12 protein-coding genes and 1 pseudogene are annotated in these 11,250 nt (G+C 57.2%); 3 read left to right on the top strand and 10 right to left on the bottom strand.

Going from position 1 to position 11,250, the window contains the following annotated elements; translation table 11 throughout:
- A pseudogene (locus KCG46_RS11390) lies at window positions 1–423 on the top strand (MFS transporter); the annotation flags it as partial.
- On the opposite strand, the gene KCG46_RS11385 reads toward KCG46_RS11390, so the two are convergent.
- Genes KCG46_RS11385 through KCG46_RS11360 form a run of 6 tightly spaced genes read right to left on the bottom strand, consistent with a single transcriptional unit; the run spans window position 424 to window position 5,431 of the window.
- Entirely contained in the window at window positions 424–1,713 is a 1,290-nt protein-coding gene (locus KCG46_RS11385) for a bifunctional folylpolyglutamate synthase/dihydrofolate synthase (protein ID WP_218405547.1), read from the bottom strand.
- 18 nt (window positions 1,714–1,731) lie between these two features.
- Window positions 1,732–2,583 (bottom strand): acetyl-CoA carboxylase, carboxyltransferase subunit beta, encoded by an 852-nt coding sequence (gene accD, locus KCG46_RS11380; protein WP_218405546.1) that lies wholly within the window; start codon window positions 2,581–2,583, stop codon window positions 1,732–1,734.
- A 12-nt stretch (window positions 2,584–2,595) separates the two neighbouring features.
- On the bottom strand, window positions 2,596–3,378 hold the full coding sequence (trpA, locus tag KCG46_RS11375; RefSeq protein ID WP_218405545.1) for a tryptophan synthase subunit alpha: 783 nt from the start codon (window positions 3,376–3,378) through the stop codon (window positions 2,596–2,598).
- Complete coding sequence (locus KCG46_RS11370) at window positions 3,371–3,562, bottom strand: hypothetical protein (protein WP_218405544.1); 192 nt, start codon at window positions 3,560–3,562, stop codon at window positions 3,371–3,373. The genes trpA and KCG46_RS11370 overlap by 8 nt, the downstream gene beginning before the upstream one ends.
- Window positions 3,559–4,770, bottom strand: a complete 1,212-nt coding sequence (trpB, locus tag KCG46_RS11365; RefSeq protein ID WP_218405543.1) for a tryptophan synthase subunit beta — start codon at window positions 4,768–4,770, stop codon at window positions 3,559–3,561. The genes KCG46_RS11370 and trpB overlap by 4 nt, the downstream gene beginning before the upstream one ends.
- 22 nt (window positions 4,771–4,792) lie before the next feature.
- The gene (locus KCG46_RS11360) at window positions 4,793–5,431 is read right to left on the bottom strand and encodes a phosphoribosylanthranilate isomerase (protein WP_218405542.1); all 639 of its coding nucleotides are present in this window, start codon (window positions 5,429–5,431) and stop codon (window positions 4,793–4,795) included.
- Window positions 5,432–5,519: 88 nt separating this feature from the next.
- On the opposite strand from KCG46_RS11360, the gene KCG46_RS11355 reads away from it, so the two are divergent.
- Entirely contained in the window at window positions 5,520–5,984 is a 465-nt protein-coding gene (locus KCG46_RS11355; RefSeq protein ID WP_218405541.1) for a hypothetical protein, read from the top strand.
- Window positions 5,985–5,994: 10 nt separating this feature from the next.
- On the opposite strand, the gene KCG46_RS11350 is transcribed toward KCG46_RS11355, so the two are convergent.
- The 4 genes from KCG46_RS11350 to purB all read right to left on the bottom strand — a co-directional run bounded on the left by KCG46_RS11350 (window position 5,995) and on the right by purB (window position 8,829).
- Window positions 5,995–6,369 carry a bleomycin resistance protein gene (locus KCG46_RS11350; protein WP_218405540.1) on the bottom strand — a complete coding sequence of 125 codons (375 nt, stop codon included), beginning with the start codon at window positions 6,367–6,369 and terminating at the stop codon, window positions 5,995–5,997.
- An 8-nt stretch (window positions 6,370–6,377) separates the two neighbouring features.
- Window positions 6,378–7,052 carry an orotidine-5'-phosphate decarboxylase gene (gene pyrF, locus KCG46_RS11345; protein ID WP_218405539.1) on the bottom strand — a complete coding sequence of 225 codons (675 nt, stop codon included), beginning with the start codon at window positions 7,050–7,052 and terminating at the stop codon, window positions 6,378–6,380.
- Window positions 7,052–7,438: a LapA family protein gene (locus KCG46_RS11340; RefSeq protein ID WP_218405538.1), complete on the bottom strand. Its 387-nt coding sequence runs from the start codon at window positions 7,436–7,438 to the stop codon at window positions 7,052–7,054. Before KCG46_RS11340 ends, pyrF begins: the two co-directional genes overlap by 1 nt.
- 80 nt (window positions 7,439–7,518) lie before the next feature.
- Window positions 7,519–8,829 (bottom strand): adenylosuccinate lyase, encoded by a 1,311-nt coding sequence (gene purB / locus KCG46_RS11335; protein WP_218405537.1) that lies wholly within the window; start codon window positions 8,827–8,829, stop codon window positions 7,519–7,521.
- 138 nt (window positions 8,830–8,967) lie between these two features.
- Here purB and KCG46_RS11330 point away from each other — a divergent pair, with 138 nt between their 5' ends.
- On the top strand, window positions 8,968–11,178 hold the full coding sequence (locus KCG46_RS11330) for an FAD-dependent oxidoreductase (RefSeq protein ID WP_218405536.1): 2,211 nt from the start codon (window positions 8,968–8,970) through the stop codon (window positions 11,176–11,178).
- Window positions 11,179–11,250 lie beyond the last annotated feature (72 nt).

Here is an 11,250-nt window from a genome sequence, read left to right as displayed (position 1 = left end):
TTTGTGATGAACCGTTCGGTTTTCATCGCGATTTTCCTTATGGCAGCCTCGAATTTGAGCTTCGCCGCGCTGGCTCTGGCCGGTGACACTAATCTTGGCCTCGCGTCGGCCATCGGCTTTGAGAACTTCGCGAGCGGATTCGGCGGCGTGGTGGTTGTTGCCTATTTCTCTGCACTCTGCGATTTGCGTTTTACAGCGGCGCATTACGCGATGATCAGCGCGGCGGCGAGCATTGTGGGGCGGTTGTTGACAGGTACGACCGCGGGCGGCCTGATCGAGTGGACCGGCTATGTGAATTTCTACTTGCTCACGACCCTGCTCGCGCTGCCGGGCATAGTGCTGTTTTGGTGGATGATGCGCACCGGCCTTGTTGATCAGGCGCTTGGTACCGCAGGCGCACAGCAGCCGCCTGCAACCGGCTAGTCAGTCCGGTATCTCGTCATTGAGCCTGAGAGCTTCACCCGCGAGATATAGCGAACCTGCGATAAGGATCGGACAGTCGTCGTGCGGAATATTCAGCAGTGCGTCTTCAAGACTGACGGCAGGCTTGGCATCGGCGCCAAAAGCACTGGCAGGGTGGGCATCGTGATTGGGCACCGGTACGACCGTAAGCGTTCGGATGCGGTCGCAAAAGGGGCCGATAAAAGAGCGGGAATCCTTGTTATCAAGCATCCCCAAGACAAGGTGCAGCGGACCGTCCACCGCTTTGGAAATTGCAGCACCCGCATTGGCGTTATGGCCACCATCAAGGATAACTTCACGTGTGCCGACCAGCGGACCATTCGCGAGGGGTTGCAAGCGCGCTGGCCAGCGTGCTGCTTGCAAGCCTAAAATGATCGCTTCTGGCGAAACACTGACCCTTTTCTGATGTCGCAGCATAGCAATTGCGAGCGCCGCGTTGCGCATCTGGTGCATGCCCAATAGGCCCAGCGGGGGAAATGTCAGCGTGCCTTGATCATCACGGTAACTGCCGCTTTCGATCTCGCTGTAGTGCCAATCTCTATTGATCCTGAACAACAGCGAACCCACTGAAGCAGACGAGACCTGAATCTGCTTGCTCTCAGGGCTCAACTCACTGACAGACAGCAAAGGCACGTTCTTCTTTGCGATCCCCGCTTTCTCGAACGCGATCCGTGCTATCGGCTCGGTCGGCACACCGTCTTCCGGCGCTAGCAGGAACTTCTCATGATCGATGCCCAGCGCTGCGATGCCGCATGCCGCCAAGACATCAGGCTCAAGTACATTGGTGGCGTCAAGTCTGCCGCCTAGGCCGACCTCGACCACGCACGCATCAGCGGGCACACGGGCAAACTCCACAAAGGCAGCGGCGATGGTGATTTCGAAAAAGCTGCAGCCAAGGCCTTCTGCTGCGTCGAACACTTCTTCGAGCAATTCGGCGAGCCGTCCGTCTTCGATCAGTTTTCCGGCGACGCGGAAACGCTCGTTGTACCGGACCAGATGCGGGGAAGTGGTGACGTGGACCCTGTAACCCTCCGCCTCCAACATCGCGCGCATGAACGCGCAGGTGGAGCCTTTGCCATTCGTTCCAGCGACATGGAACACCGGTGGCAGCCGCTTATGCGGATCGCCGAGGCGTGAAAGCAGCGTCCGGACTGCATCCAGCCCCAAGACGTTGCGCTGGATGCTCAGCCCGCTTAAACGATCAAGCTGCGCCTGAACGCGCGGATCGTCCGATGATCCCATGTCTCTCATCGCATGAACTGCGTGAAGTTAGGCGGCAGCTTGCGGCTGAAGATAGTCGATCACATTGCCCAGCGTATCTTTCAGATCGCGGCGGTGAATAACCATATCGACCATACCGTGCTTGTGCAGATATTCCGCGCGCTGGAACCCTTCGGGAAGCTGCTCGCGGATCGTGTCCTGAATAACGCGCTGGCCGGCAAAGCCGATAAGCGCACCGGGCTCTGCAATGTGGATGTCACCCAACATCGCATAACTTGCCGTAACGCCGCCCGTGGTCGGATCGGTCAGCACTACGATGTAGGGCAGGCCTGCATTCTTCAAGCGGCGCGTCATCACGGTCGCGCGCGGCATTTGCATCAGGCTGAGAATACCTTCCTGCATGCGCGCACCGCCAGCAGCGGTAACGACAATGTAAGGACACTTACGGGTCAGAGCGCGCTCTGCACCGGCGCAAAACGCCATGCCCACGGCCATACCCATGGAACCGCCCATAAAGGCAAAATCCTGTACGCCGACAACAGCCGGACGGCCATCAATGGTGCCCGAACCAACGGAATAGGCATCATCATGCGGGTTTTTGGCGCGCGCGTCTTTTAGTCGATCCGTGTATTTCTTCGAATCTTTGAACTTCAACGGGTCTTCGGTGACCTGAGGTTGGGGAAGCAATTCAAAGCCGTGATCCAGCAGCAGCGCTAACCGTGCATCCGCGTTGATCCTGCCATGGTGTTCACAGCGAGGGCAGACGCTCAAATTGTCTTCGTATTCCTGAACAAACAGCATTTCCTGACAGGATTTGCATTTGATCCAGAGGTCTTTCTCCGAAGCTTTTTTCTCATCGCTAAAGCCCAGCGAATTGCGGACACGGGTGAACCAGTTCATTTGCTTGATCCCTTAAGCGCGCGCATCTTTGATCGCGGCGACCATTGCTGTTGTCAGCTCTTGTAGCTTGGCCGGAGCGTCTTGGCCAAATTTCTCGACCAGATCGATGAAGGCGGAGCCGACAACGACACCGTCAGCGACCTTTGCGATGTCGGCTGCTTGCTCCGGAGTGCGCACGCCAAAGCCGACCGCGACGGGCAGATCGGTCGATTGTTTGATGCGCGCGACGTTCTCTTCGATGGAGGCTGTGGCGGCTTGTTGTTTGCCGGTGATACCCGCGACGCTGACGTAATAGACGAAGCCTTGCGAGCCTTCGAGCACCTGCGGCAGGCGCGCTGCATCGGTGGTCGGCGTGGCGAGGCGGATCGGGGCGATGCCCTGATCGCGCAGGGCCGGACCAAGCGCGTCGTCTTCCTCTGGTGGAATATCGACGCAGATCACACCATCGACGCCCGCTTTGGCAGCGGATTGCGCAAACCATTCCGGCCCGCGCCGGATCATTGGGTTGGCATAACCCATCAAAACAAGCGGAATATCAGGACGCCGCGCGCGGAAATCAGTGGCGATTTGCAGCACATCGGCGGTGGTGGTGCCTGCGCCAAGGCTGCGCAAATTGGCAGCCTGAATCGCAGGGCCATCGGCCATCGGATCGGTGAAGGGCATACCCAGCTCAATCACATCCGCGCCGCCCGCGGCCAGCGCATCAAGATTGGCAGCGGTATCGCCATCACCAGCGGTGATGAAGGCGACGAAGGCGGCATGGGGTTTGGAAAAGGCGGCAGTAAACTTATTCATTGTTCTTCTGCTTGCGTTCAAAGTTTTCAACTACGCCCAGAGCAATACCTAGGAGGCCACCAACGACAATCGCCGACAAAGTAATGTCGGTCGCAGCGTCGTGGTCACTCACAAAGCCAAACCAAAGGAGAACCGCTACATTGACGGCCAATACTGCGGCGATGACCCAGCCGATAAATCTCAAATCTCCACTCCTAGCTTTTCAGCCACGGTGAAGATGTCCTTGTCGCCGCGTCCGCACAGGTTCATCAGGATGATCTGGTCTTCGCTCATTTGCTTTGCGCGGTCCGCGACGGCGGCGATGGCGTGCGACGGCTCTAGCGCGGGGATGATGCCTTCGGTCCGGCAGAGCAACTGGAAGCCTTCCAGCGCTTCGTTATCGGTCACAGCGGTGTATTCGACCCGCTCGCTTTCTTTTAGCCATGCGTGTTCCGGGCCGATGCCGGGGTAATCTAACCCTGCGCTGATCGAGTGGCCTTCTGTGATCTGGCCGTCCTCGTCTTGCAGCAGGTATGTCTTGTTGCCGTGCAGCACGCCGGGCGCTCCGCCCAGCAGGCTTGCCGCGTGCTCATCACCGTCAAGGCCGTGGCCTGCCGCTTCGACGCCGAGCATCTTAACATCGGCGTCATCGAGGAACGGGTGGAACAGGCCAAGCGCGTTCGATCCGCCGCCGATGCAAGCGATGAGCAGGTCGGGAAGGCGGCCTGCGCGTTCCAGCATTTGTGCGCGCGCTTCGGTGCCGATCACGCTTTGGAAATTGCGGACCATTTCGGGGTAGGGATGCGGGCCAGCCGCTGTGCCGATGATGTAGAACGTGTCATGCACATTCGCGACCCAATCGCGCAGCCCTTCGTTCATGGCATCTTTGAGCGTCGCGCCGCCGCTGGTGACGGGCACGACTTCCGCGCCGAGCAGTTTCATGCGGAAGACATTGGGCGATTGCCGCTTCACGTCCTCCGCGCCCATATAGATCACGCAGGGAAGGCCAAACCGCGCACAGACCGTGGCGGTGGCAACACCGTGCTGCCCGGCGCCGGTTTCCGCGATGATGCGGGTCTTGCCCATGCGACGAGCCAGCAGGATTTGCCCGATGCAATTGTTGATCTTGTGCGCGCCGGTGTGGTTGAGCTCGTCGCGCTTGAACCAGACCTGCGCCCCGCCGAGCGCTTCGGTGAGCCGCTCCGCATAATAGAGCGGGGAAGGGCGACCGACATAATGCTTCATCAGGTCGTCAAATTCCGCTGCGAACGCCGGATCAACCTGTGCCGCGCGGTATTCACGCTCCAGATCGAGGATCAACGGCATCAATGTTTCGGCGACATAACGACCGCCGAAATCGCCGAAATGGCCCCGGTCATCGGGCTGTGTGCGGAAAGAGTTGGGAGAGTTCATAATTGTCAGCTTCTTGGGGGAATTACGCTTCGATTGCGGCTTTGCAGAAGGCGGACATCTTGTCCACGTCCTTCACACCCGCCGCGCTCTCTACACCAGACGATGTATCGACCAGTTCGGTTCCCGTCTCACGTATAGCCTCGGCGACATTGTCCGGCGTCAATCCGCCGGCGAGACCCCACGGGATACGGTGGTCAAAGTCTTTCAGCACATCCCAGCGAAATGTTTCGCCATTCCCGCCAGGAAGCGCCTTTGCAGGGGCATCGAATAGCAGCCGGTCGACAGCGCCTTGATAGCGAGCAGATTTGGCGAGTGTTTCCGCGTCTTTCACGCCGAGGGCTTTCCATGCCTCGATCTTGGTCTTTTCCCGCACAAGCGCGATCCATTCGGGCGTTTCATTGCCGTGGAACTGAATGATGTCGGGTTTGACCAGTTCGATTGCTTTGCCGGTGGTTTGGACATCGGCATTGACCGTTAGCAGCACCACTTTGACACTGCCTGACACCATGGCTCGGAGGTGCGCTGCGTCTTCTATAGAGACATGCCGCGGGCTCGGTTCAAAATGGACAAGGCCCACATGCGTTGCGCCAGCGCCAATCGCCGCGCTTAAGGTTTCTGGCGTGGACAGGCCGCAAATCTTGATCAGAGTGTCTGTGCTCATGTTGGCGGCTCTAACTGTCTTGAAGGCTTGCGTTAAGTGGGAAATCGCGGATAGTTTGTCAGCATTATCGACATGTGGGAAAGACGCGATGATTTCGAGAGTTTTGCTGGCCGTTTTTGGGGCATTCGCGCTTGCAGCCTGCAATCCGATGGAAAACCTTGAACAGAGCGAGGCGAGAATCGCTCAGTATGAAAAAGCGTATTCCTCAGGAAACAGTGATGCCTTGTGGAGGCTTTCGGGCGAGAAGCTGCGCGAGGTTACGCCGCGTGAGGATTTCGACAATTTGGTGACGGTGTTCAGCTCTCGACTTGGCAAGATCGAATCGTCCGAGCGGTCCAGCTTTAACGTCAATTCGAACAATGGCGTGACCCAGACTGTGATCGTGATGAACACCGAATTTGAGCAAGGCCAGGGCACGCAGACCTACACATTCTTCGGCAATGGTGAAGACATGCAACTGGTCGGTTGGAATGTCGATTCCGCGCGGCTGGCCGTGACGGTCGATGATCTGAAAGCGGTCGAGGATGTGCGCGGCGAGGCTGCCGCAGAATAACCCACCTGGATCAGTTATTCTGAATCAGCCGGATGAGCGAACCGTCGCAATCGACAAGATATGCGATTGTCAGTCCGCTTGCTTCCTTTTGCGGGGGATGGAAGCGTGGCAAACCAATATGGCCCTGTGGGACATTGCTTGCAGTGACTTGAGCCATAATCGCGGGCAGATCATCAAGACGAAGACATGCACTGAATGAGCTGCTTTTTGGGTCGAGGTCAGGGTAAGGGAAAAATTCTAGCACCGCGCGACTGCCTTTCGGCCCGCGATACAAGATCATCCATCCGCCATCCTTGTAACCGCACTCAAAGCCGAATTGCGCGTAGAAATCCTCGGTCGTGTCGAAATCGCGCGACGGCAGATTGGGGGTGGCAGTATCAGGCACCTATCGTCCTAAAGCGTTGCTTCGATGGCCCGCGCTGCCGCTTCCGGATCATCGGCACGGCTGATCGGCCGCCCGATCACAAGCACGCTTGCTCCATCATCGCGCGCTTTGCGAGGCGTTACGACGCGCTTTTGATCGCCGATTGTGTTGCCAGCAGGGCGCAGGCCTGGGACGACGAAATATCCGTCTCTCCAGCGCTTGCGCACTTCGCCAACTTCTTGGCCCGAACATACAATCCCGTCGAGACCGGCTTCCTGAGCCAGTTCTGCGAGGCGCATGACGTGGTCATGCGTCGTTCCACCAACACCGGCACGTTTGAGGTCGTTTTCGTCCAAACTTGTGAGCGCCGTTACGGCGACAACTTTGCAGCCCTCTGCTGCGGCCGCTTTCGCGTCTTCCATCATGGCACGCCCGCCGCTCGCGTGGACTGTCACAATCGCAGGTTCATAGACATGGATCGCTTGCATCGCGCCAGCAACAGTATTGGGAATGTCGTGGAATTTCAGATCGAGAAAAATTGGCAGTCCCATATGGGCGATCTCATGCACTCCGTGGCCGCCATGTGCGCAGAAAAATTCCAGTCCCAGCTTCACACCGCCGATATGTGCTTTCACTTTGTTGAGCAAAACTTTCGCTTGCTCAATCTGCGGCACATCTAACGCGAGGAAGACGGGATTGCTCATTAGCCATCAGTCCCTTCGGCTGGTGTCAAAGTGTCCCCACGTTTTACCGTCTTTTCAACAGGCTTCTCCACAACGGAAGGGGCTGCGGTGACTGGTGGAACCGGCGAGGATTCGGCTGTCGGTTCGTGACGGCGCGACAACGCGCTCGATTTCACCGAGTTCTCTAGGCTGCGAATGCGGCGGTTGAGGCTCCACGTAACACTGCGATGAAATAGCCACATCGGCATTAGGCCAAGCAAGAAGGCGATGATCACCAGCGCAGGAACCTTGGTTTCAAGCACCAGATTGTCCCAGAGGGTGACTTCGACCGGTTGCCAGTTGAAGAATGAAAACGCGAGGATCGCAAACAGGATCAGAACCCATATGAGTGTGCGAACGATCTGCATGGGGCGCGCCCCTCCTATTATCATGTGCCTTGAACCTGAAATCCTAGGCCATTTGTGGCGTGAGTCTAGTTTTCAGCGGTTCAGCCAAAAACCCGGTCGAAAATCGTGTCGACATTTTTGAAGTGGTAGGCGAGGTCAAATTTCTCTTCGAGCTCGCCAGCGGAAAGCGCGGCCGTCACTTCCTCGTCGCCTTTCAAAAGCTCAAGCAATGAAAGCGCTCCGTTGGATTCCCAGACCTTCATCGCATTTCGCTGAACCAAACGGTACGCGTCTTCGCGGCTCACGCCAGCCTGCGTCAGCGCAAGCAGCACACGCTGCGAGTGAACGAGGCCGCCCATCGCATCAAGGTTTGCCTGCATACGCTCTGGATAGATCAGCAGTTTTTCAACGACGCCTGTGAGGCGTGCGAGTGCAAAATCGAGTGTGATTGTCGCATCTGGCCCGATGAAGCGTTCTACAGACGAGTGCGAGATATCCCGCTCGTGCCAAAGCGCGACATTTTCCAATGCAGGCAAGGCATAGGCGCGGATCATGCGCGCTTGCCCGGTCAGGTTCTCGGTCAGGATGGGGTTGCGCTTATGCGGCATGGCCGATGAACCCTTTTGCCCTTTTGAGAAGAACTCTTCCGCTTCGAGCACTTCTGTGCGCTGTAAGTGCCGGACTTCGACAGCCAGCCGCTCGATCGAGCCTGCGATCACCGCGAGGGTGGAGAAGTACATTGCATGGCGGTCACGCGGGATGACTTGTGTGCTGACGGGTTCAATTTCTAGGCCAAGTTGCTCAGCAACATACGCTTCTACTTCTGGATCAATGTTGGCGAATGTGCCGACTGCTCCGGAAACAGCGCAGGTGGCGATTTCTTTGCGCGCAGCGATCAAGCGATCACGGCAGCGGTCAAACTCGGCATAAGCTTGCGCGAGTTTCAGGCCGAAGGTCACAGGCTCGGCATGAATGCCATGGCTGCGTCCTATTGTCGGTGTGTACTTATGTTCTTCCGCGCGCATCTTGATCGCGGCGAGGAGACCATCAAGGTCTGCAAGTAGCAGATCGGTTGCCCGCACCAGTTGCACCGAGAGCGTCGTATCGAGCACGTCGGATGAGGTCATGCCTTGGTGCATGAAGCGGGCTTCATCGCCAACTTGCTCGGCGACCCAGGTCAGGAATGCAATAACATCATGCTTTGTCACCGCTTCAATCGCATCGATAGCTTCAACGTCGATTTTCGGATTGGTCGCCCACCAATCCCACAAGGCCTTTCCAGCGCTTTCGGGGACAACACCCATCTCACCCAGTTTTTGAGTCGCGTGGGCTTCTATTTCGAACCAGATGCGAAACTTCGCTTCCGGCTCCCACAAGACAGACATTTCGGGGCGGGCATAACGCGGGACCATGGTGAACTTCCTCAGCGGTTCGGACAAAAACGGTTTCGCTGCGCGGCTATTGTGCACGAGCCCGCTTGGCAAGAGGCGCTGCATAGGCTGTAACCAATTCTGGGGACGCGCGAACCAGTGCGTAGGAGGATATTGAGCATGGCAGGCACGGCGAATGCGGCTGCAGATGTGGGACGGGAGCTCCTACAAGAAGAGCGCCTGTCGCCTTTCGTACGCGTCACGCTTCGGAAATTGGCGAAGTGGTATTCGGGCGGGGCGGAACTGTTCTGGCCGTTTACTGACCTTGCGATTCGTTTTTTTGTGGCCGCATGGTTCCTGCGTTCGGGGATCGTAAAGGCGAGCGACTGGGATACCGCGCTCTATCTCGCCGCAAATGAATACCCTGTCACTTGGATGGCGCCATACGATGCGGCCGCGACCGGTCTTGCGATTGAATTGATCGGCCCGATCCTTCTGCTCGCTGGCTTTTTTACTCGTCCCGCCGCGCTTGCCATGGCGATGCTGACGATTGTGAGCCAAGCGGTCTATATCCCTACGACCACCAACCTGATGGTTGCCTCAATACTCATCTGGTACGTTGTGAGCGGCCCTGCCGCGTTTTCGCTCGATCGTGTTTTGGCATCAGGTCTCAAGCACAGCGCAATGCCACTGGCGCGGCCAACAGTGCGCCTCGGGGAATGGATGCGTGAGAGGCTGGCTCCTGTTCTAATGATGCTAACCCGCATTTGGTTGGCGGTCGCGCTGTTTGCTTTTGCGAACGTGTTCGAGCCGTCAATCGCGGTCGCTACTTGGCTCCCCACCAGCATCTTCTCGGGAATGCCGGGCTGGCTTGCCGTTGCCTTCGGTGTGCTTTTCCTCGTGGGGTTTGCCGCAAGTATTGTCTCTTACGTGCTGGTCTTCGTGATAGGTTTCACCATGATTGCAGGTGCGCATCCTAACGTCACTCTGTTCCCGTTTCTGCTCCTAGCTATTTACGAAGCGCGCGGGGCGGGAGTGCTTTCGATCGATGCGGCCATCTATGCGTGGATGGAGAGGAATATCCTCTTTGATCGTGATTACGCTGAAATCCCCAATGATTGGCCGCATATTGTTGTGGTTGGAGCTGGGTTTGGCGGACTGGCAGCGGTTGAGCGTCTCAAGCGTTTGCCTGTCCGCATTACCTTGATCGATAAGCGCAATTACCATCTGTTTCAGCCGCTGCTTTATCAAATCGCAACAGCCACTCTCAATCCGGCGGATATTGCGACACCGATCCGCAGCTTGTTCCGGTCCGATGCCAATGTGCGCGTACTGAAAGGCGAAGTGCGCGCAATTGATGCTGCCGCGAAGACTGTAACCTACGGCCCGGAAGCGGATGATCTACAGTCACTCACATACGATCAGCTCGTCCTCGCGACCGGCGCAACGCACAGTTATTTCGGAAAAGACGAATGGGGTGCATTCGCCCCCGGTCTCAAAACGATAGAAGACGGCGTCGCTGTGCGCGCATCAATCTTGAACGCATTTGAGCAGGCAGAGGCGATTGATGACGAAGAACGGATCAAGCGTCTTTTGACATTTGTGATCGTCGGGGCAGGCCCAACCGGCGTCGAATTGGCTGGGGCAATCGCCGAGCTGGCAAAGATCAATGTCGCCCGCGAATTCCGAACAATCGATCCTGCCACCACGCGCGTCATACTTGTTCAGTCAGGCCCGCGGATCCTTCCAGCTTTCCCAGAAGAACTCTCACAAAAAGCGGCCCAATCTCTTGAAAGTCTGGGCGTTGAGATACGCACAGGCGGCCGCGTGACCGAGATTGCCGAAAGGCATGTTTGCATTGGTGATGAAACGACGATTGAGACAGAGACTGTGCTTTGGGCAGCGGGCGTCGCCGCCTCGCCAGCCGCGCAGTGGCTCGATGCAAAAACAGACCGGTCGGGAAGAGTGCAGGTAAATGACTACCTGCGCGTTCATGGCCGGGAAGGCGTGCTAAACGATGTTTTTGCGATCGGCGATACAGCCGAAAGCAATGCTTGGCATGGCGGGCCTGTCCCAGGCCTCGCTCCGGCTGCCAAACAAGCGGGAGTGTACGTTTCCAAAGTCGTGGAGGCGGAATTGCTTGGTAAAGAATGCCCAGGGCCCTTTGTTTACAAGCATCAAGGCAGCCTCGCGACAATTGGTCGTAAGTCCGCGGTTGCCGATTTTGGATCGCTAAAGTTGTCAGGCAACAGCGCTTGGTGGCTGTGGGGATTGGTCCATGTCGGCTTCCTCACCGGCATGCGAAATCGTGTGACCGTGGTTGTGAATTGGATGTGGAACTTTTTTGCTCAGCATTCGGGTGTTCGACTAATCACCGAAAAACAGGTTTAAGCCACACTCTACTCATTTGACATCAACGGTTTCGCTCGTAGTCTCTGACTTTGTTGTATTTTCCAAAGTCGG

Source organism: Erythrobacter crassostreae, from assembly GCF_019204045.1.
GTDB lineage: Bacteria > Pseudomonadota > Alphaproteobacteria > Sphingomonadales > Sphingomonadaceae > Erythrobacter > Erythrobacter crassostreae.
Note: the sequence above shows the minus strand (reverse complement) of the source record. Positions and strands in the feature narration are given on the sequence as shown.